The sequence below is a fragment of the Bacillus sp. AK128 genome, from assembly GCF_053903075.1.
Map to the genome: position 1 here is coordinate 4,489,229 of NZ_CP096379.1, position 22,329 is coordinate 4,511,557.

General features: G+C 36.3%; 21 protein-coding genes and 2 riboswitches. Of the genes, 5 read left to right on the plus strand and 16 right to left on the minus strand.

From position 1 onward, the window contains the following. Positions 1 to 29: 29 nt before the first annotated feature. From M1D60_RS22435 to M1D60_RS22445, 3 genes are all read right to left on the minus strand, one after another. Complete coding sequence (locus tag M1D60_RS22435) at positions 30 to 518, minus strand: DinB family protein (RefSeq protein WP_456277006.1); 489 nt, start codon at positions 516 to 518, stop codon at positions 30 to 32. Positions 519 to 617: 99 nt separating this feature from the next. Then, on the minus strand, positions 618 to 1,367 hold the full coding sequence (gene modA, locus M1D60_RS22440; RefSeq protein ID WP_456279523.1) for a molybdate ABC transporter substrate-binding protein: 750 nt from the start codon (positions 1,365 to 1,367) through the stop codon (positions 618 to 620). 52 nt (positions 1,368 to 1,419) lie between these two features. Continuing rightward, complete coding sequence (locus tag M1D60_RS22445) at positions 1,420 to 2,106, minus strand: MgtC/SapB family protein (RefSeq protein ID WP_456277007.1); 687 nt, start codon at positions 2,104 to 2,106, stop codon at positions 1,420 to 1,422. Between the two features lie 280 nt (positions 2,107 to 2,386). On the opposite strand from M1D60_RS22445, the gene M1D60_RS22450 reads away from it, so the two are divergent. Then, positions 2,387 to 2,959, plus strand: coding sequence for a class I SAM-dependent methyltransferase (locus tag M1D60_RS22450; protein ID WP_456277008.1), 573 nt, complete (start codon positions 2,387 to 2,389; stop codon positions 2,957 to 2,959). A gap of 83 nt (positions 2,960 to 3,042) precedes the next feature. Here the strand turns inward: M1D60_RS22450 and M1D60_RS22455 are convergent, their stop codons facing one another. The 3 genes from M1D60_RS22455 to M1D60_RS22465 form a co-directional block, all read right to left on the minus strand. Next, on the minus strand, positions 3,043 to 3,762 hold the full coding sequence (locus tag M1D60_RS22455) for a YwmB family TATA-box binding protein (RefSeq protein WP_456277009.1): 720 nt from the start codon (positions 3,760 to 3,762) through the stop codon (positions 3,043 to 3,045). Positions 3,763 to 4,046: 284 nt separating this feature from the next. Beyond that, positions 4,047 to 5,345 (minus strand): DUF4179 domain-containing protein, encoded by a 1,299-nt coding sequence (locus M1D60_RS22460; protein ID WP_456277010.1) that lies wholly within the window; start codon positions 5,343 to 5,345, stop codon positions 4,047 to 4,049. Beyond that, on the minus strand, positions 5,338 to 5,883 hold the full coding sequence (locus M1D60_RS22465; RefSeq protein WP_456277011.1) for a sigma-70 family RNA polymerase sigma factor: 546 nt from the start codon (positions 5,881 to 5,883) through the stop codon (positions 5,338 to 5,340). Before M1D60_RS22465 ends, M1D60_RS22460 begins: the two co-directional genes overlap by 8 nt. Before the next feature lie 156 nt (positions 5,884 to 6,039). Here M1D60_RS22465 and M1D60_RS22470 point away from each other — a divergent pair, with 156 nt between their 5' ends. Then, positions 6,040 to 6,429, plus strand: coding sequence for an NUDIX domain-containing protein (locus M1D60_RS22470; RefSeq protein ID WP_456277012.1), 390 nt, complete (start codon positions 6,040 to 6,042; stop codon positions 6,427 to 6,429). 31 nt (positions 6,430 to 6,460) lie between these two features. Here M1D60_RS22470 and M1D60_RS22475 read toward each other — a convergent pair whose 3' ends face one another. From M1D60_RS22475 to M1D60_RS22500, 6 genes are all read right to left on the minus strand, one after another. Next, a complete protein-coding gene (locus M1D60_RS22475; protein ID WP_456277013.1) occupies positions 6,461 to 7,501 on the minus strand; it encodes a FecCD family ABC transporter permease in 1,041 nt (346 codons plus the stop codon). Further along, entirely contained in the window at positions 7,494 to 8,510 is a 1,017-nt protein-coding gene (locus tag M1D60_RS22480; protein WP_456277014.1) for a FecCD family ABC transporter permease, read from the minus strand. Before M1D60_RS22480 ends, M1D60_RS22475 begins: the two co-directional genes overlap by 8 nt. A 144-nt stretch (positions 8,511 to 8,654) precedes the next feature. Continuing rightward, positions 8,655 to 9,677: an ABC transporter substrate-binding protein gene (locus M1D60_RS22485; protein WP_456277015.1), complete on the minus strand. Its 1,023-nt coding sequence runs from the start codon at positions 9,675 to 9,677 to the stop codon at positions 8,655 to 8,657. 260 nt (positions 9,678 to 9,937) lie between these two features. After that, on the minus strand, positions 9,938 to 10,927 hold the full coding sequence (locus M1D60_RS22490) for an ABC transporter permease (protein ID WP_456277016.1): 990 nt from the start codon (positions 10,925 to 10,927) through the stop codon (positions 9,938 to 9,940). A gap of 4 nt (positions 10,928 to 10,931) precedes the next feature. Then, positions 10,932 to 12,437, minus strand: coding sequence for a sugar ABC transporter ATP-binding protein (locus M1D60_RS22495; RefSeq protein WP_456277017.1), 1,506 nt, complete (start codon positions 12,435 to 12,437; stop codon positions 10,932 to 10,934). Between the two features lie 76 nt (positions 12,438 to 12,513). Continuing rightward, positions 12,514 to 13,629, minus strand: a complete 1,116-nt coding sequence (locus M1D60_RS22500; protein ID WP_456277018.1) for a sugar ABC transporter substrate-binding protein — start codon at positions 13,627 to 13,629, stop codon at positions 12,514 to 12,516. Positions 13,630 to 13,751: 122 nt separating this feature from the next. After that, a riboswitch (SAM riboswitch) is annotated at positions 13,752 to 13,859 on the minus strand. 327 nt (positions 13,860 to 14,186) lie between these two features. Between M1D60_RS22500 and M1D60_RS22505 the strand changes: the two genes are divergently transcribed. Next, positions 14,187 to 15,584: a hypothetical protein gene (locus M1D60_RS22505; protein WP_456277019.1), complete on the plus strand. Its 1,398-nt coding sequence runs from the start codon at positions 14,187 to 14,189 to the stop codon at positions 15,582 to 15,584. A 218-nt stretch (positions 15,585 to 15,802) separates the two neighbouring features. Here the strand turns inward: M1D60_RS22505 and M1D60_RS22510 are convergent, their stop codons facing one another. The 4 genes from M1D60_RS22510 to M1D60_RS22525 form a co-directional block, all read right to left on the minus strand. Next, positions 15,803 to 17,110 carry an LLM class flavin-dependent oxidoreductase gene (locus M1D60_RS22510; RefSeq protein ID WP_456277020.1) on the minus strand — a complete coding sequence of 436 codons (1,308 nt, stop codon included), beginning with the start codon at positions 17,108 to 17,110 and terminating at the stop codon, positions 15,803 to 15,805. 80 nt (positions 17,111 to 17,190) lie between these two features. Then, the gene (locus M1D60_RS22515) at positions 17,191 to 17,943 is read right to left on the minus strand and encodes a 3-oxoacyl-ACP reductase (RefSeq protein ID WP_456277021.1); all 753 of its coding nucleotides are present in this window, start codon (positions 17,941 to 17,943) and stop codon (positions 17,191 to 17,193) included. Positions 17,944 to 18,093: 150 nt separating this feature from the next. Next, positions 18,094 to 18,194, minus strand: a riboswitch (TPP riboswitch). 96 nt (positions 18,195 to 18,290) lie between these two features. After that, positions 18,291 to 18,710, minus strand: coding sequence for a universal stress protein (locus M1D60_RS22520; RefSeq protein ID WP_456277022.1), 420 nt, complete (start codon positions 18,708 to 18,710; stop codon positions 18,291 to 18,293). Positions 18,711 to 18,725: 15 nt separating this feature from the next. Further along, positions 18,726 to 20,174, minus strand: a complete 1,449-nt coding sequence (locus M1D60_RS22525) for a SulP family inorganic anion transporter (protein WP_456277023.1) — start codon at positions 20,172 to 20,174, stop codon at positions 18,726 to 18,728. A gap of 246 nt (positions 20,175 to 20,420) precedes the next feature. Here M1D60_RS22525 and M1D60_RS22530 point away from each other — a divergent pair, with 246 nt between their 5' ends. Then, positions 20,421 to 21,347, plus strand: a complete 927-nt coding sequence (locus M1D60_RS22530; protein ID WP_456277024.1) for an ABC transporter ATP-binding protein — start codon at positions 20,421 to 20,423, stop codon at positions 21,345 to 21,347. After that, entirely contained in the window at positions 21,340 to 22,296 is a 957-nt protein-coding gene (locus M1D60_RS22535) for an ABC transporter permease (protein ID WP_456277025.1), read from the plus strand. Before M1D60_RS22530 ends, M1D60_RS22535 begins: the two co-directional genes overlap by 8 nt. Positions 22,297 to 22,329 lie beyond the last annotated feature (33 nt).

Below are 22,329 nucleotides of genomic sequence, written 5' to 3' on the forward strand. Positions count from 1 at the left end.
TGTTGTGATTTATCCCATTCTTTCCTCTATTAGGCAATCTCTCCGCTAGTAGTTGTTCGTTTTAAGAAATTGTTTATCTTTTCCATATGTTTCCGATCATGATCAATGTGAGCCGAGAAATATTCTTGAACTTTCATCTCAGTCGACCCTAGTTTAATCACACGGCCAAATCTTTCTTCTGGCCATTCTTCCATAACGGATAATAACAACCCTCTTGTTTGATTATGTTCTTCAATTAACTGATTTTTAGTAATGCCTGAGCGAGCGTATACTGATGCTGTTCTGTTTACATGATCAACATTCACATCTAGTTTAGGGAACGGAAGTGCTCTATCCATAAAGGGCATTCGATACTCCATACAAAAGCGATCCCATGAAATAAAATGAGAGATGACATCTGCTATTGCCCATTTCCCTTCACCGATTGGCTGGAACCAAAGCTGTTCATCGATATCTTCCAAATCTTTAACCCAATCGAGAATCTCCCTTTTGCCTTTTAATAGTTCTTGCATATTCATTCGCCCGTCACACCCTTTGGTTTTTTTACCATTATAAGTACATTCACCAAGTATATCTAGTATTCGGCCTTATTATGATTCGTTGTATAGAAGATAGCTTTATTTAAACTGTTGGATTGTTCCAAATCCATACTTTGTGAACACCTTTGCTGAAGCTTCACTTTTTAGATATTCATAAAATAAAGACGCTTCAGCCCCATGCTTCGTATCTTTAATAATACCAAGTGGATACAAAATGGGAGTATGAGCCGCTTTATTTATTACCTCCACAATCTCCACTTCCTTTGAAAACATAGCATCCGTATTATAGACCAACCCCGCATCAACATTTTCTGTTTCCACATAGGTTAGTACCTGCCTAACATCCTTTGCATACACTATTTTCTCTTGAAGTGTCTCCCACAAGTCCATAAATTCAAATGTTTCCTTAGCATATTTCCCTGCAGGTACAGATTCTGGTATTCCTATTGATATTCTTTCCGCATGATTTACTATATCTTCAAAAGTTGAGAAATCCGTTTTATCCTTCGGCTTGATTAAAACCAATTTATTTGTCAGTAGAAGAGTAGATTCTTTCTGATCCACAATACCTTCCTCCACTAAACTGCTAAACTTATCCTCAGCAGCTGAAAAAAATAAATCAACAGGAGCCCCCTGTGATATTTGCTCCTGCAAAGAACCAGATGATCCAAAACTATAGTTTATCTTGATATTGTTATGCTCTTTCTCAAAGTTATCTTTCACTTCCTGCAGTGCATCCGCAAGGCTAGCTGCAGCTGAGATGGTTAATTCCGTTTGCTGGGTCTCTCCGTTTCCTATACAACCACTACCCATGAATAGGGTAGACATAATAAGTAGGAAAGAGTAAATATTTCGTTTTAAAATAATGGTCACTCCTTGATTATAAAAGCTCAATTTCAATTGAGTTTACTTCTTTTAAAAATTTAAGATCTTCATATACATCGGATGTGTACCTACCTTGGTCAATCGTAACGACAAGATCAACGAGACGACACTCCTTGGCTATATCATCTTTAATTTTCACACGTTCAATCTTAATATCTAAATCTCTAACATGCTGAAAGGTCTCCTTTAAAGATATATCTCTTTTGACCTCTAACTTTAACCTAATTTCCTTCTGTCTAAGTGTCTTCGGGCCAATTTTCTTAAGAAGCGGACTTAGCATCTCTACTGAAACTAACATAATAACAGTTGCAAGAATGGCTTCTATAAAAAATCCAGCCCCAACCGTAATCCCGATCCCAGCCGCTGCCCATATCATTGCTGCCGTCGTTAACCCGCTAATCACATCGTTATTCCGTCTGAGGATTGCCCCTGCACCTAAAAAGCCTACTCCTGAGATGATTTGGGCTGCGAGTCGTAAAGGATCCATTGGCTTCTCGTAAGGTGCGGCGTAGTAATTTGCTGCTTCAATGGAAACAATCGTCAACAAGCAAGAGCTTACTGATATGATAATCGTTGTTTTTAAACCAAGCGGCTTCTTCTTTAACTCACGCTCTAATCCTACCGAAGCTCCAAGTACTAAGGACAAAACTAACTTTTGTATTAATACATAATCGAGACCCACCTTTATTCACTCCTCCAAAAATTCACTTTTCTCTCTCTCTCAAAAAATTGATATAGTTACTATTCTACTGAAAGCTATAACCACTCTACAATATAAATTTTTCCAAATTCCGAATAGTCTCTTTTTTGTTTGGTTATAAATGTTTTTATGTTTATGTAGTAGATACAAGATGGACAATGTTACTCTATATATAAGGTTGTCATGCGAATATGGTGTTTTCAGTTAGAAAAACTTCCACTTTCCGTCAAGGACGCTCACACAATACCCATTAAGCCAGAAATTGGAGTGGATTACGATTAAACGATTTTTATTTATCTTACAGTATCTCTTTCGGCCAAGAACGGTCGGTTCTATTACACCTAGCTCTCAATTCTTAACAAAATTGATGATGAAGCAAATTGACTTTAAACAAGCCGAGTATATCGTTGAATACGGACCTGGAACTGGTGTCTTTACCAAGCATCTCGTTAAAAACAGAAAGCAAGAGACAGTTATCATTATTATTGAGAGCAATGAAACCTTCTACCATTATGTTTTGGACCAATTTAAAGATGAGCCTAACCTTTATGTGATCAATGATTCTGCCGAAAATATTGATAAGATTCTTAAAGATTTATCCATTCCTACTGTCAATTACGTCGTGTCCGGTCTACCCTTTGCTAGCTTACCAAGAAAGGTTTCACATAGCATACTTGCCAAGACAAATAACTTATTGTCTCAACAAGGTCGGTTTATTACCTTTCAATATAGCCATGTTAATAAGGGATTATTTCCTGAATATTTTCAGCATGTGGAAGTTAAAAGAGAACTACGGAATATTCCACCTGCTTATGTATATAGCTGTAAAAAATAAAGACCTTGCTTAGGTCTTTATTTTTTTGTCATATTCCTTCTTTTTAAATCTAGAAAGATTGAGGAGATAATCCTCAATCTTTTTTAATATCCAGACGTAATAATTGGTGTTCCAATTGCTATATCCAATTTATTTGTCTCTACATTTTCTCGAACACCTACCTGGAGATTAAACGTTTCATTCCCTCTGGTTGGCATCTTAAACTTCCAATCTTCTTTATGAGCGGATATTGAAATAAAATGCTCCTCTTTGATTTCCTCAACTGTTTTAGCAGCAAAGTGGTTGACTAGTTGATTGGCCTCTTTTTCAATTCCAATTTCTTCACGAATTGTCTTAGAGCCATATATCGTATAAAATACCTTTTGTTCTTTCAGCTTTTGTTGATAAGCGGATTGGAGATATTCCCATGTTTTAGTGTTCCATTTCTTACCTGTAATCTCATAAGCAAGAGAAATTCGTTTTGATTCCTTTTCTTCATATACGGTAATAATTGCTTGCTCATTCATTAACTTATGCCCTGTAGATTTCTTGCCAATTAGTTTATAGTGACTCTCGTTTTCATTTTGCTCTTTATGAAACTTATAATCTTTTAAATTAGCCTTTAGCTTGTTTATCTCTTGATCTGCGATTTCAGTTGTTAAAGTGTTTATAGCCTCTTCTTGCATATATATTTTCCAGCTATCCAGTTTGATTTCTTCCTCTTTTGATATCTTCACCATTTCTACCATTGGATTCTGAGTTTCTCCATAAGGAAGTATATTTAAAAATACAAAAATACTGATTACCATTCCGATTAATTTCACCTTACTCACCTCTAAAAATAGGATAGCCAAAAATTAGCGTGAGTATACTAAGCTATGATATTAAAAATCTATTATTTGTTAATCAACATAAAAACAGCACATCCAGAGATTTCTACTTGATAACTACTCTTTACCATTACCACTACTATCCATACTTAATTCCATTCACCTAATAAATTATATTTCTCATTGAGATAAAAAATCCTGCTAGCCAATAACTTTATGCTAGCAGGTAGTATATCTTGAAAATCATCTCTATTGCAGAGTACATATTACCCTAGTTATTATTTTAATGGAATATCGATGATTTGATTATAAGTTTTTTGGTAGTGAATTCCTCCAATTATTAGCTCTTCCGGCTGCTCAGTTGTCTTAAATAGTAAGGTTCTCTCTTTTATGATTTGTCCACTTGGTTCCTTCACATACTCCTGCCTAATCGTAGTTTGAAGTTCTATTTGGCCGCTCTTATTCTTAATAAAAACTTTGTCTAGTAAAACAGATTCATCTGTTCCGATCCTTATTTCAAAGCCATCAGGACTTTCCTTTATTTCCTTAATCCATAGCAAAGCTTCCTCTGATAATTTTATAGGTTCCTGTGCTTTTTCCTTTAATGGAATTGTTGCATCAATCTCTTTATAGCCTACAAATTCTTTGACATTGAGCTGAAGGGTATCAAGCTTTGCTGGTAATGCGTCATAATCGATCTCAAAATTACTTCCTCCAATTAATGAGCTTGAACTCCCACTTCCCATGATTGGTATGGATTTCCCATTTGCTATCAATTCAATTCCATGCAGACCTAAATGAATCCGGTCAAAATTTTCTACATTTAATTTACCTGAAACAACCGTTACAGTTGGAGAGGCTACAATATCATCAAAATGGATTTTCCCTTTATCAACCTGTATTGTTTTATTAACAACTTTCTTAACCTCTGCTTTCATGGCTTGATTCGGATCATAAGGGATTGATATCACGTGTTCCTTCAACTGACCATTATCTTGGTATTCCCAATACTCAAGTGATAATTTTTTTGAAAATGGACTAGGTGGTTCAAATTCCATTGAACCTTTAAATTCCGTTCCATCCTCGTTCATAATTCCCTGTCCACCCTCATAATTTGCATGTGTCAAGAACCCAGTAATTTTATGAGGCTGAAATAAAGTACTATAGGTTTCTTCTACTTCTCCATTGGGATTACTTAATGTATAGTAAATAATCATTCGATTCACATCCGTCATCAATGCATTAATAGTAAGAACTGTTCCATCATCAAGAGTAAACTGCTGATCAATGATTTGTCCTTTTCCCGCTTCATTAAGCTCTTTTAGAGTCCCGTTAAATACTTCATCAAATCCTAATAGCTTCTTTCCATAGTAAGCTAGGGCATGATAGTTATAGCCCGCAAACATAAACATGATCAAAGCAGCAGCAATAGAGATCCATAAAGCAGACAGCCTCCGTCTTGGCCTTCTATTAGTAGATTCCAACGCCATCTTTAACCGTTCCTCTAGCTCTGGTGGGGCTTCTAAGTTATTGACACGCTCTTTCTCTTCTGTCAGTAGCTTTTCAATATCACTCAACGCTTCCACCTCCATATTGATTCTTCATTTTTCTTAACCCTTGGAAAATCCTGGACTTCACTGTTCCAATCGACACCTTCGTGATGTTTGAAATAGATTGATAATCTAAATCATGGAAATACTTTAGCTTGATCGCTTCAGCCTGATGTTTATTTAAACTGAGCAAAAGCTGTTGAATATCGATTTGCTGGTCACTTGTTTGATAGGGATCTGCTATGGCGTATGACTCAGTATTACTTTCCATTTGTCCATTCCACTCATCCATTAATACGGTCTTCTTTTTCTTTTTCAGTGTATCTTTACATTTATTGACTAAAATAGTCTTACTCCAGCTGTAAAAGGAATCTTCCTTTTTTAATTGAGTAATCTTTTCGTAGAGTATGACAATCATTTCTTCCATTACATCTAATGAATCATGCTTATTTGCCATATAGGAATAGGCGAGTCGATAATAATCATCTTGTTGATCCATCACTAATTGAAGCAAAGCCTCTTTATTTCCCCTTTTTGCTTCTTGAACCTTTTGCGTCACATCCATGCCTTCACCTCTCTCCTTATATGAGTCCTATGTATAATAAAAAGTTCATTTAATTTTAGAATTAATCATTATTTTCTTCCTCATTTATATTACCAACAAAAAACAACGTTTGAACATGCTATCATAAACATAAAAAATATAAGGAGAAAGTGGAAAATGAATAGATCAAGAGCTTTTGCTGCGATTATAAAAAATGACCTGATTCTCATGGTAGAGGAAAGTTATCCTAATCACACATTCTGGACTTTACCAGGTGGCGGGCTAGAGAAAGGAGAAAGCTTTGAAGAAGCTGTAGTTAGAGAGGTAAAAGAAGAAGTAAATCTTGACGTAAGAGTTATTAAATTTCTTTTCTCTAATCAATATGAGCTTGGAGAAGAAAGATGCTATCTCGTCGAACTCGTTGATGATCAAGAACCTATTCTCGGTTATGACCCAGAAGCTGGCTCTAACCAAACCCTTTCCGATGTAAAATGGCATTCATTAAAATCTATGAAATATGACCTTCATGTATCAAAGGTTTTACAATCTTTAAAGATAAGCATATAAAAGGTACCCTCATCTGGGGTACCTTTTCCACTTACATATGTCGATTACGATACAATAAGTAAATAAAGAACGGTGCACCAATTCCCGCAGTAAACACACCCGCTGGTATATCGAGGGGTAAAAACGCGGTACGGGCTATGATATCTGCCACCATGACAATGATTCCACCTAATAATGCCGATACAGGAATGAGTGCTGCAAATGAGCGACCTATCAGCATTCTCCCTATATGTGGGGCGATTAAACCAACAAATTCAATCCCTCCAGCAAAAGCAACGGAGGAACCAGCTAGTGCTACACTTATAAAGAGAAGCATAAATCGCTGAATTTGGACATTAATTCCAAGCCCAGTGGCAATGTCATCGCCAAGCTCTTTTACATTAATTGTTCTAGCTAAAAGGAAAGTTAATGGAATGAAAACTAATATCCACGGTAGCATCGAATAGACATCGATCCAATTTGCACCATATATACTACCTGTTAACCATAAATAGGCCTTTGTGGTAACAGCTGTTTCACTTACTACTAATAGAAAGGTCACAATCGCCTTCATGGCTGCTGCTACCCCAATCCCAATTAACACCAGTCGTATCGGTTTAATACCTTGCTTCCAAGATAGTATATAGATCACAATCGAAACGAGTAAAGCTCCGGTTAGTGCAGCTAAAGGTAACCACACTATACTAACTGTGCCCATTAGAAAAACAATGAACAGGATAGCCCCAACCGATCCGCCAGCCGTAATACCAATAATATCAGGAGAGGCTAATGGATTTCTAACAATTCCTTGCAAAATTAAGCCTGATACGCCAAGTGCTGCTCCTACCATAAACGCTAATAATACTCTCGGTAATCTTAACGTATCGATAGTAAAGTCGTGGTCACCATTTCCAAGCCCAAGTAAATGTCTGATTACTTCCATGGGCCCTATAAAGCTGCTACCAGCTGATAATCCTAATATAAAAAGCATACATGCACAAAGGAATAGTACCGTTACAACCATGATTGTTTTTTTGGAAATTTGAAAGGATACTGCTCCTGACTTATTCCTCAACGTAAAATACCTAGTCATTTTTAGTCACTCCCTTCCGTGCAATGTAAATAAAGAACGGAGTCCCTATAACTGCTGTCATGACACCAATTGGAATTTCTCTCGGCATAATAACAAGTCTTGCTACTATATCAGCTAATAGCAATAAGGTTCCTCCTGTGATTGCACTAAAAGGAATTAACCAGCGATAATCTGGACCTGTCACCCCTCTAACCATATGTGGAACCATCAGCCCGATAAAGCCGATTGAACCAGCTACCGCAACAGAACCACCTGCTAAGAAAATAACAACGATTCCAATCATAAGCTTTAATAACACAGTCCGTTGTCCCAAGCTTTTTGCTATATCTTCTCCTGTTAATAATACATTAATCGACCTTCCTAAAAACAAAGCAATAAATGTTGCCGTCAGCATGAATGGAAGAACTGGCAAGAGCATATCCATGTCTCTACCTGCCACTGAGCCAGCAAGCCAGAATAAAATACTTTGGATTCCTTGTTCATCAATTACTAACAGTCCTTGAGTAAACGAAACAAATAGGGCTGTAATTGCCGCACCTGCTAACACAATTTTAATTGGTGATAGGCCGTCTCTTCCTAAAGACCCTAGGAAGTATACGAGTACACCGGCAACCCCTGCACCTAAAAAGCCGATCCACATATACCCTGATAATGATTCTACTGAAAAAAAGGTGGCTGAAAGTACAATGAAAAATAGAGCCCCCGAATTAATACCAAAAATATCTGGTGCAGCAAGTGGATTCCTTGTTAACGCTTGCATTAGTGCCCCAGCAATCGCAAGACTTGATCCAATCACTGCAGCAATGACGGCTCTTGATAATCTAGACGTGGTGACAATAACATGCTCGGTAACCGTTTCATCATAATGAAAAATGGCATTCAATGTTGTGTGAAATGGAATGGGCGTCTGCCCTAAGGATAGACTTAAGATGAAGGCCAAACAAAATATAACCAGACTGATCAAAAGCATAAGAACCTTGGTTGATGTTCGAGTAAATATCGTTTTCATAAGAAACCTCTTTCGCTAACCAATACTAGGGGATAGCACTATAATATATAAACTATAAATCTACTAATAGTAATTATATATGCTAAACTAAGAGTTTTAAATAAAATAGGAGAAAGATTAAGATCTCCCTCCTATCACAACTTATTATTTCTCTAGCTCAAAGCGATCATAAAGATCATCTAATAAAAGATTAGCAGCTTGAATTCCACCAGCCATATTCCAAATAACTTCATCTACTAAATAAACTTGGTCATTTTGCACAGCATCAAGATTTGCCCATAAAGGATGATTCGTCCACTCTTCATAGCTTTTCGCTACTTCAGGAGTATCTTCATTAAAGATATAGAATACATCTGCATTCATCTCAGTAATAGATTCTTTATCTGTTAACTGGATTCCCCAATCTTCACTTTGTTGATTTTCAGGACGAGTGAATCCAAGCTCAGCTAAGATAGATCCTGCGAAACCAGTATAATAGATACGAGCATGATCTGCTCTAAAGTTTAAAATGGATACATTTAGTGGCCACTCTTCACCTAATTTAGCAGCAATCTTTGTTTTGAAATCAGCCACACGCGCATCCCAAGCAGCGATAATTTCATTAGCTTTTTCTTCTTGATTCATTGCTTGCCCCATTAATTCAACAGTTCCTTTATATTCAAACACTGTTTCATGAGCAACAGTTGGTGCAATCTCAGATAATTGTTCATATACTTCTTCATGACGTAGCTTAGAAGCAATAATTAAGTCAGGCTTAAGCTTTGCAATTTCTTCAAGGTTTGGTTGTGTTTCTTGACCCACAATTGGAGTTCCTTCTAAATCTGCTCTTAAATATTCATAAATAGGCGTCTGTACCCAAGATTCTACTATTCCAACTGGTTTCACTCCAAATGCTACTGCAGCATCTGTAGCTCCTTGGTATAAAGTTACAATCTTTTGAGGAGTTCCTTCGATTGGAGTTGTACCCATTGCATGTGTAATTTCGCGAACATCATTTGTTTCTGTTTCTTCTGAAGCTTGTTCTTCACTTTGTGTTTCTGTCTCTGGCTTTTCTTCTGTAGCCTCATCTTGGCTGCCACACCCAGCTAAAAAGATACTGAAACAAAGTAAAAGAGCAAGTAGTGAAAATAGTTTTTTCTTTCCTAAAGAATATGTACTTGACGACATGTTACTTCCCCCTAAATGGTAATGATAATTATTATCAACAATTGGATTATATACCATAAACTTTTTGTAAGCAATACCTAATTGAGAATAAATTTCATTATCATCATTTTTTGGAATGTTAAAAAAAGACCAGGATTGGCCTTTTAAATGAGTGTTTCGTAAACTTTGTTGCTTCTTGAAAGAAGTTGAATTTGTATTAGTGGCCGTTGATTTAACTAACAAAGCTATGCAATAGTAACCAAGCTTTACGAGAATTCAAATTAATGCTTCATTTTATAATAAGTTAACGCTAAGGCAAATGCTAATACCATTCCTTTGACGATATCCATGGAGTAATAGGGAACGGACATCATAACTAGACCATTTTGTAGGATTCCAATTAACACCGCTCCTACAAAAGTTCCGATTGCGTTGGGTTTCCCTGCTCCGAGAACAGAAAAGCCGATAAATGCTGCCGCAACAGAATCCATTAAATAGGGATTCCCTGCGTTAATTTCAGCTGTCATAACACGAGATGCTAGGATGATTCCGCCAATTGCTGCAAATAGCGCTGACAACAGATAGGCAAAAACGATATATCGATTAACCGCGATACCTGAAAGTCGAGCTGCTTCCTTATTTCCGCCGATCATATACATATATCTGCCATGCTTTGTATAGGTCAAAAAGATATGAACAATAACAACAACAATCAGCATAATAATGATAATCCAAGGAACCTGTCCTATTTTACTGAATAAAGGGCTAATCAAACCTTCGGCAAAGGTACCATCTGCCATAACCATATTTTGTGAAATCGTTGCACCCTTCGTATAGGTTAGGGCCACACCTTGGATAATAAACATTGTTGCCAAAGTTAATAGCATATCTGGTATTTTGACCTTCACAATGAAAAAGGCATTAAAGGCACCTACCAATAAAGCTGCTGCAATTGCTGATAAAATGGCAATCAGTGTATTTTGAGAAAACCAAACAAACATTGATATAACGATCGCATTGGATAATGATGCAACGGAGCCAACTGATAAATCAAATCCACTAACCGATAAAGATATCGTAATACCCACGGCAATGATCGTTACAATAGAGATCGAACGTAAAATATTAATGATATTATTGGATTGGATAAAGGCCGGATTTGATAAAGAAAACACAATAACTAACACGACAATCGTTAAAATCGTTCCATATTTATATAAAAAGTCAAAAAGCTCAAACTTCTTAGCTTTGGAGGCACTAGTTCCATTCATTTTTTTACTTCCCTCCTGTTGAGTAATAAAGGATTTCTTCTTCTGACGTATCCTTCGTAGTTAATTCCTTCACTACTTTTCCGTCATACATCACATACATTCGACTTGTAATACCAAGAATTTCTGATAACTCTGAAGAGGCGTAAACAATCGCCTTTCCTCTTTTCGCTAAGCTTACCATCAGTTCAAAGATATCCTTCTTAGCACCAACATCTACACCTTTGGTTGGTTCATCAAAGATATAAACCTCCGCATCAGCAACAAGCCATTTTCCAATAGCAATTTTTTGTTGATTTCCACCCGATAAATTTTCAACCAAGGTACTTTCGTTTGGTGTCTTAACTCCTAAACTAGTAATCATTTCAATGGAAGACAGTGCTTCTTGTTTCTGATCGACAAAACCTAATAGTTTAGTGAATTTTGACAAGTTTGAAATGGATAAATTCCTTTTTACCGATTCATGAACAAAAATCCCTTCTTTTCTTCTTTCCTCAGGAACTAAGGCAATCCCAGCCTTTACAGCATCAAAAGGGCTATTTAACTTTACATTCTTCCCTTTAATAGAAATTTCTCCAGATTTCATTTTTGAGTGTCCAAATAATACCTTACAAAGCTCTGTTTTCCCTGCACCAACTAATCCAGCAATACCCACAATTTCACCAGATCTCACCTCAAGGCTAATTGCTTCAAGCTTATCCGTATCACTTACATTTTTAACAGAGAAAGCACTCTCACCTATAATCGTTTCATATGAAGGAAATTGTTCTTCTAAGGATTTCCCAAGCATCTGTTCAACCACTTTGTGCTGAGTCGTATCTGCTATTAATTCCTTTGATACATTTCTACCATTTCTCATGACTGTGATCACATCACAAACATTGAATATTTCTGGCAAACGATGTGAGATAAAGATAATCCCTACCCCTTTTTCTTTTAGCTCGGAAATAATTCGAAATAGCTCTTTTGTTTCAGAATAACTCAAGGGCGCTGTTGGTTCATCCAAAATTAAAAACTTACAATCTGTAGAAATAGCTCTAGCAATCAATACCATCTGCTTCTCTGCTAAAGTAAGCTCACTCACTAGTCGCTTGGAAGAAATATGAACGTTCATACTTTCAAGAATTTGAGTAGCCTTTTGATGGAGCCTTTTCCAATTAACAAAAACCTTCTTACCCATGGAGTGAACCGTTTCATTTAGTAATATATTTTCACCTACTGTCAGGTTGGGAATCAGAGCCGTATCTACTTCCTGGTAAACAATTTGAATCCCAGCTTGCTGTGATTCTTTTGGTGATTTAATTTGAATATTCTCTCCATCTAGTAATATCTCACCAGTGTAGTGTGTATATGCTCCGGAAAGAACCTTCATTAATGTAGATTTCCCCGCTCCATTAGCTCCAATTAAAGCCTGAACACTCCTTGTATCTGCAGTAAAAATAACCTGATCCAGCGCTTTAACGCCAGGAAACTCAATTGAAATATCCCTCATTTGTAAGGTTGTGTGTACCATCTCTTTCCTCCCTTCCTGTTCAAAGGAAACACTCTCTAAGAAAAAATTAGAGAGTGTTTTATTATTTGCCCATTAATTATTTACTATAATGTTCCTTTAACACCTTCATCCAATCCTCTTCAAAGGCCGTGGATTGTCCCCATCCTTCTACTACTTCTGCAAGGTTCACCATATTAACTGGCTCAGATGACTGTAATAATTGTTCTTGTGAAATTAACGAAGCTTCTAAGTTATATGTTTGTGGAGTTTCTTCTCCTGCAATCTTCTTAGCTAGTAATCTTACATTTACAGCTCCAATTAATTTTGGATCAACAGCTGCTGTATACTGCCAAGGATTACCTTCCGTTTGTATTTCTTGAAGGTCCGCATTTGAAACGTCTATTCCATAAATCTTGATTTCTTCTCTTCCCGCTTCCTTTAGTGCACGAGCAGCTCCAATTGCGAATGCATCCCATGTTGCGAAGATTGCATCGATCTCACCTTTTGGATACTTAGTAAGCATTGCAGCTACAGCATTTTGTGTTTGTACTGAAGTATCAGCAGCTGCTACACCAAAGCGCTCTAACTCCTTCAACCCAGCGTTTTGCTCAAGTGTTGCTGTATACACATTATTACGTCTAACCATTGGAGGAAAACCATCTACCCATAGATACACAATGTTTGCATCCCCGTTAAAATCCTTAACCAGCTGATCAAGCGCTAATTTTGCTAATGCTTCATCATCTTGTGAAGTTAATGTGACGCCTTCAACATTAGCTATATCACCGTGTGAGTCAAAGGTCACTACTTCGATTCCGGCTTCACGAAGCTTCTCTGCTTGTTCCACAGTCGCTTCATCATCACCATGAGATAGAATAATACCATCATAATCTTCTTCTAGGGTTTGGGCGATTGCATCATGGAATTTTGCTGTGTCCCCATTTGCCGTAAACACATCTACTTCAAACCCAAGTGCCTCCCCTTCCTCTTTTGCTCCTGCTAAAAACTGTGCAGTATGATCATCTCCACCAATCTTACGGATTACTTTAATCTTTGCTCCTTGCCCCTCTGCAAAACGATCAGGAACGTTCTCAAAACTTACCTTTTCATTTGTATTAGCTGACTCTCCAGAATTTCCTCCAGTTCCACAGCCAGTTAAAAGAAGTGTTGCGGATAATGCGGTCACAAGTAGACCTTTTACTGATTTTCTCATTCTATGAACCTCCTATTATTTTTCCGATAATCTGATGATGAGTATAGGGTGTCTCATATCTTTTAAAATATAAAAAGCCTCTCCATAAAGAGAGGCTTCTACATGTATAATAGAATTTACCTCTCTTATCTGTCAGAATACGTGAAGTATTCTGCAGGATTTAGCACCAATTCATATAGAACGGTTGCCGGGCGTCATAGGGCCAGTCCCTCTGCCACTCTTGATAAGAGAACATTTTAATTTTAAGTTTATATATCGGTTTGAAAAGCTAAGTTAAACTTTACTCTCTAACTCTATGAAAGTCAACAGATTATTCTGTGGTTTTATTTTACAATTTTTCTATAGTACCGCTGAATACAAAAACCACCTTTTATTTTATCATAGAACCCTATTATCGTTTTTATAGGTATGGGGATTCATATTTCCTAAATAGAAATTATTTCCCGAAAAATTATTTGTTTATAAGCTCCAATCATGTTCTTCTCTCATACACTAATTTCATATTAATTCTTATTAATGATATACTATAGGAAATGATACTTGAAAGGGGTTACGTTATGACTCAAGAAATGATTTTATGTACAAATGATGATCACCAAAGGATTATGTTAAACATTCAGGGTCTTTATCAATTTCAAGGGTATCAAGTAGTGGAAGCTTTCACTGTTCAAAAAGACGAATGTTATTATCTTTTCTTTTATAAAAATAAGTTCCTTACTGGAAAAAAGACCATCAAGCTTAAACGAACATCCACTCTTGCAAATGTTTTAACTAAAGGAATCTACCTCTCTAGCCCACATCCAATTATTCAATCTTTAGTAAGCTCTCACTCTCATTATTCATTACCTAAAATAAATAAAACCTGGAAGTCCATTAAGAAGGAATACGACCCTATTGAAGCTGCGCATATTTTAACTATTTTTGACTCTTATTTAAAAAAGGAAACCGTTATTTCATCATTAAAGGAAATATGTCTACAATTCCGTAGAGATGGAAAATTCCTCATGGCGTTCCGATTACTTCAACTAATTTTACAAAAATACCCTAAAAATGAGTGGGCTCAGTCACTCATCTCTCATCTCGATTATCAAAAGTATACCTTTCGTTACCAATCAGAACTAGTAACATTACTTCAATTTGATTCGTTATATGTAGAAAATCAGCTTTATCTAAAGTTGGATGAAGTAAAATCATTCAACCTCCTCCAAGCACAGCTACGTAAATATTCCCGTCATCTAGAAAGTCTCACCCTATACAACCATCGTCTAACCCACTATACAGAAAACTTTGAAGAACAACTGTCGGATTTACTAAAATACTCACTCGAACGGCCAAACATAGACCTTTCTTCATATCTTTTTTCCATTTACAACCAAACCAAACGCACCGAAAACAAAGAAAAACTTCAACATTTTTTACTATCTCAACTTATAAACCACAATCAATATGAAGATGCCTTCCAACTATTAACGGATTATAAAAATCCATTTTCGGAAACACAATTGGAATTCCTTATCACAATTGTTGAAAATCTAGACTCTACCTACATTTTACCTTTTGACCAATTCTCCTCTCAAAACCTTGTTGATGCTAACACTAAACAATTAGATCTCTTGCTACAAGCCTTACTGCCTAGATTATTTAAGCAGCATGATATAAACTTTGTTTATCAGTGGCTTCAACCATTATTCCATATCCCATTGCACATGATTAGCAAAATTAAGAAGATGTATAGTATTAAAGAGGACCCTGAACAGCAGCATGTAATGGGTGAATTGTATTATGAAATCCACCAAATTCCTCAGGCGATTGAGTGTTTCCTTTGGGACGTGGAGTTAAACCCAACAAATCCTCATTCTATAAGCTGGCTCACCAAACTGTATCACGAGTTAGGTATGTTCGATGAATCAAAGTCTTATCAGTATTTATATAAACAAATTCAAAAAAGCTCATAAATTCTAATCTGTATTTATTCTATTAAAATTAAAAAAGATTCTAGTTAGCCTAGAATCTTTTTTAAAGAAATTGATAGCGTTTGGATTGATAAAATAGTTATCTTAGTGCCTAATCAGTAAGTCCAATGATCATTACTCCTACGAGAGGATTCTCCAGTTTTTATACTAGTACCACCATCTTACCTCTTCAACTAGTACCGTCATCTTATCATAACTTATTATGTTAATCCTAAATGTTCACGGAAGGTATGACCTTCATATTTTTCTCTGAAAATACCTCTTTTTTGCATTTCAGGAACAATTAGTTCAACAAAGTCTTCTAAACTACCTGGTAATGTAGGAGGCATAAGATTAAATCCGTCAGCCACCCCTGCTTCAAACCAGACTTCCATCTGATCGACAATTTCATCCGGAGTACCTATCAGCGTGTGATGACCACCACCTGCATTAAGATATCCTAATAGTTCTCTTACCGTAGGTTGTTTATCACTAATAATTTCTAGTATCGTTTCGTAACGTCCAACTGGACCAGAAAATTCTTCTACTGGGGGTAATGGAGGTACTTCTTTATCAATTTCCCAGTTAGAACAGTCTTGTCGAATAAAGTAACTCAACTGCTTTAGAGCTGTTTCAAGAGGTAATTGCTCATCTAATGCAGCTTTTTTGGCTAAAGCTTCCTCATGAGTATGACCTACATAGGTTACTAAGCCTGGAAATACTTTAATATGTCTATTGCTGTTTTCGCTTTGTTTAACTTGTTCATCTAATTTTTGACGAAATTTTTTTGCTTGTTTTAAGTTCCACGACACTGAATAGACTGCATCAGCATATTTTGCGGCTAATGCAATGCCTTGTTTAGATGCCCCTGCTTGCATGGAGACTGGTTTACCTTGCGGACTTTTTGGCGTAGTGGATGGGCCACATACTTTAAAATAGGTACCTTCGTGATTAAAAGACTTAATGTTTAAAGGATTTATCAATTTTCTTTCTTCTCGATCATGTAGAAACTCCTTACTGTCCCATGAAAGAAATAACTTACTCATTAAAGCAGCGAATTCATCTGCCTTCTCATAACGTTTGTCATGAGGAGGCAGTTCTTCCATACTATGATTTAACGCCTCTAAATCAGTCATTGACGTAACAAGATTCCAACCAACACGTCCTTTTGTAATATGATCTAAACTTAATAGCTGCCGTGAAGCGGTGAAAGGATTAGAAAAAGTACTTGAGATGGTTGAAACTAATCCCACATGATTTGTTACTTGAGATATAGCAGTTAAATTAACTATTGGATCCAACCAAAATGCAGGCATATCACTAAAATTTTTAGCTTGGAAAGATTGATTATCAGCAAAGAATACGGCATCAAAGTAACCTTTTTCCGCTAACTGCGCTAAAGATTGGTAGTAAGAAATGTCACCAATACGTTCAACGCTTGAGTCAGGCATTAACCAAGCAGCTTGATGGTGTCCACAACCATACAGCAAAACACCTAAGTGTAGTTGTTTTTCTATAGTTTTTGTCATTTGTTTACACCTCAAAATAGATCATTAATAATTGTCATGGATACTCCTTCTTTTGGAGGTTATCCATGATCATTTAAGCATTAGTTCATTGTCAAACCGCCATCGATTGTAAAATTTTGACCTGTAATACCGTTCGCTTCTTCCGAAGATAAATAAGCAACCATATTTGCTACATCCTGAGGTGTGGTCACCTTTTTCAATGGTGTTGATTGTGCAATTAAATCAAATACTTCTGGTGTTGTAACAGCACTGGCGTCAGTCGTTTTTAATAATCCGCCTGAAACTACATTCGCTCTTATACCATATACGCCTAATTCAGCAGCGATATTACGTGTAAAACCTATTAATCCAGCTTTAGCTGTTGTATATTCATGATAAGGTACAACAGGATTTTGAAATAAGTTAGTACCTATGCCTATAATACTTCCATTTTTTCGTTCCATAAATTGAGGTAGGACACTTTGAATTACATTAAATGCTGCTTTTAAAGTACCATCAAGTTGTTTTTGATAATCATCCCAAGTGAGTTCTGTGAAGGTTTTTTGTTTGGTTGGATCAAATTTGAAATCTACTAAAGCATTGTTGACTACAACATCTATTTGACCAAAATATTCCGTTGCTTCTTTGATCAAGTTATCTACTTCTTTACGATTTGTTACATCAGCTTGAATTGCAATAGCATTCTTCTCACCAATCTCTGAAACTAGCTTCTCAGCAGCATCTTTGCTTTTATAGTAATTGATAACCACTTTAAATCCTCTTTCCGCCAATGTCTTTACAATAGTTGCTCCTAAACCTCTACTACTACCTGTTACTAATACTGTTCTAGTCATCCTAACAACTCCTATTTTAAATTTGATATTACTTAACTAATAATGATAGATAGATAGATAAATAAAAAAATACGCAACTCTCCCATAGGAAAATTGCGTAAAAACAAATAACTACATATTAAAAATAAGGCACAATCGCTCTATAAATATGTATAAGAGTTTACACTTTCCTACGCTAGTTTCACCTAGTTCAGGTTCAAAGGGTTTGAGGTAATTCTCATCTCAGTTAAATAACACCCCTAGTGCATATATTCAAGTTATCTTCAATGTTATAGTTTTAGGAAATATATGTCAAGGAAGAACCTTCCACCACATTGGTGTCAGTGTAGTTTTATCTATTAAAGCTTTTACTTTACAATCAACACCGGACAATTTGCATGTTTAGCAACCTTATGACTAACGCTACCTAGAACAAACTCTTGTAACGTATTCAGACCTCTACTACCAATCACAACAATGTCCGTATTCGACTTATTTACATATTCCACGATTGCTGGACCAGGCTCACCGTGTAATACCTTGACCTCAAAGTTAACCCCAGCTTCTAAAGCCTTCTTTTCAACATCCTTCATTCTTTCTTTTCTTGAGTCATTAATCTCAATTGAATTCCAGCTAGCTAACACATCCGACTTTGCTCGATCTGCATTTACAACATAAATGACTTCGATTTTCGAGTTTTCTGTACATGTTGCAATATGAATGGCATTTTCAGCAGCTCGCTTTGAATGCTCTGAACCATCTGTTGCTAAAACAATCTTTTTATACACTCAGCATCACCTCTTTTAATGAGAACTCAATTTATTTGCTAGCTTTTCTACCAGTTCCGTACTATCCTCATTTAACCCCGTTACCTCTACTTGGATACCGTTCGATTTAAATTTTGAAACAACCTTATCTACGGCTGCAACAGCAGATTCATCCCAAATATGCGAACGACTTAAATTAATTTCTACAACTTTCATCTCTTCTTTGTAATTAAACTTAGTTAAAAGTTCTGTAACAGAGGCAAAAAAGAGCTCTCCTTTAACTTCATATATTCTTGTATTCCCCTCCACCTTACTATTTACACGGACTCTTGATATTTTAGACACAAAGAAAATGGCACTTAATAAGATACCAGTGAATACCCCAATAGCTAAGTTATGGGTTAAAACAACTGCTAAAACAGTAATCACCATCACAATCGCATCACTTCTAGGCACTAAATGTAAGGTTCGAAGTGAGTTCCAATCAAAAGTACTTATTGATACCATGATCATCACCCCAGCTAGAGCCGCCATCGGTATTTGGACTACAATATCACCAAGTACGACAATTAAAAACATTAAGAAAACACCTGCTACTAGGGCAGATAGCCTTCCTCTTCCACCAGATTTAACATTTATTACTGATTGACCAATCATCGCACATCCTGCCATACCTCCAAAAAATCCTGTCACAATATTCGCTATACCTTGACCTCTACTTTCAACATTTTTATTACTATCAGAGTCTGTCATATCATCGACAATCGTGGCTGTTAATAACGATTCTAATAAACCAACAACAGCAAGGGCCAAAGAATAAGGAAAGATAATCATAAGGGTATCGATTGACAAAGGGATGTTTGGAATGAAGAATTCTGGCAACGTCTGAGTGATTGTTCCCATATCTCCTACAGTTCTAACTCCATAGTTCATGAAAATGGATAAAGCAGTGATGACTACAATGGCAACTAATGTAGAAGGAACTGCTTTTATAAGATATGGAAATAAATAAATAATCGCTAAGGTTAGTCCAACCAGAGCATACATAATCCACTGTTCCCCTACAAAGTGCTGAAGCTGAGAGGTGAAAATCATAATGGCAAGCGCATTGACGAATCCTACCATCACAGACCTCGGGATAAACTTCATATATCTAGCTAATTTAAAGACTCCAAATAGTATTTGAATAATTCCTGTTAAAATTGTCGCAGCTAGAAGATATTGGATTCCATGTTCAGCAACCAAATCAATAAATAATAAGGCCATCGCACCTGTAGCTGCTGAAATCATTCCCGGCCTACCACCAACAAAAGCAATCACTACTGCAATAGTGAACGAAGCATATAATCCAACCATCGGATCAACACCTGCAATGATAGAGAAGGCAATCGCTTCAGGTATCAATGCAAGTGCTACGACTATTCCAGATAGGATATCTCCTCTTACATTTCCGAACCAAGATTGTTTATATGTTAATGTCTCCATACTACGCCTCCTTTCTTTGTAGTATGAGCTAATGGCTTAAAACTAATTAATTCGATTTTGTTTCCTACATAAGCTAATGAGCTAGATTCCTATTACCTAAGAAACACCGTTATTACTTTATCGCAACATAAGATGTGACTTTATTATGACGATACTCACTTCAGTACTGTGACTTTTTTACATTATGATCAAAGTATCATAAAAACCCGCATGAAAATACGGGATGAGAAAAGAGGAAGATACCAAATGACAGGAATTGTTCAGATACAAAATGTAACAAAAAAAATTAAAGGGAAAACCATCATTGATTCTCTAAATTTTGAAGTAAACAAAGGAGAGGTCTTCGGCTTTCTAGGACCAAATGGAGCTGGTAAAACAACTACTATTCGAATGATGGTCGGTCTGATGGGAATCACTTCTGGTGACATTAAGATATCTGGCTTTAGTGTAAGGAAGGACTTTGAAAAAGCAGTAAGGAATGTCGGGGCAATTGTTGAAAACCCAGAAATGTATAAGTTCTTAAGTGGTTACGATAACCTACTCCATTTTGCCAGAATGTCTAAGGGAATAGAGAAGGAGAAGATTGATGAAGTCGTAGATTTTGTCGGCTTAACAAATCGAATTCACGATAAGGTCAAAACCTATTCGCTCGGAATGAGACAAAGGCTTGGTCTTGCCCAATCACTATTACACGATCCAAAGGTACTCATCTTAGATGAACCTACTAACGGTTTAGATCCTGCCGGAATTAGAGAAATCAGAGATCATTTACGCAAGCTTGCTCGAGAAAGAGATATCGCCGTTATTGTTTCAAGTCATATGTTATCAGAAATTGAAATGATGTGTGACCGAATCGGAATTATTGAAAATGGTCAATTAGTCGATGTCCAGCTAGTACAGGAATTTGTTCAAAGTGCTGACAAATACTATCAACTTCAAGTATCAGCTATTGATGATGCTGTTGATGTTATACAAAAATTGTTTCCACCCCTTTCGATTAATGCTAGTGAAAACTATGTAAGTTTCAAGCTAACGAAAGAAGAAATACCTTTAATCATTGAAGAACTAGTTCGTTCAAACATTAAAATCTATGAAGTAAAGGAAATGGCAAAAACACTAGAGGAACGTTTCTTAGAAGTAACCGGAAAGAAGGAGGAGTTATTACATGCTTAACTTGATAAGAAATGAATGGATGAAAATCTTCAAACGAGCAGGAACATTTGTCATGATTGGACTGATTGTCCTAGTCCTTACAACTGCAGGTCTAATAGTTAAAAATATAGAAGAGGCACCTGCTTTTGATGAAAACTGGAAACAAAGTCTACAATTAAAAAACGAAGAAACGAAACAATTAATTCAAGATTTAAAATCATCAGCTGCACCCTCTAGCCAAGTTAATAGCCTTGAACGGGAGATTGCTTTAAACGAATATCGTATAGAGCATGATCTCTCACCAAATCAAAACTATTCTGTATGGGGCTTTGTTAAGGATTCTTCTGTTATCCTTCAGATTATTGGATTGATTGTGATTATTGTAGCGGCAGGAAGTGTAGCCTCAGAGTTTAATTGGGGAACAATTAAGCTAGTATTAATTAAACCCATTCGCCGATCAAAAATTCTGATGTCAAAATATATTACCGTGATCTCATTTTCTTTATTACTAATAGCATTTTCATTTGTATATTCAACGATACTAGGGATCATTTTGTTTGGAATGCCTGAATCCGATATACCGTATCTGAGTTATTTTAATGGCACCATCACTGAACAGAGCATGGTGTTTCATCTGATCACTTATTATTTCTATAAATCTATCCCCTTGCTTATGCTTGGAACTTTAGCCTTTATGATGTCAGCTGTATTTAGAAATAGTTCTCTTACCATTGGCTTATGTATCTTCCTTTTGCTTGGAGGAAGCCAAATTACTGGAATGATTGCGTCAAAGTATGAGTGGGCGAAATATCTATTATTTGCTAATACCGACTTAACTCAATACTACGAAGGCTTTCCAATGGTTGAGGGAATGAATATTACCTTCTCTGTAGTTATGCTCATCATATATATGATTATCTTCCAGGGTCTTACTCATTATATTTTCAACAAAAGAGATGTGGCTGCTTAAAGGGGAAATAACCTTGTCTTAAAAAGAGAATAA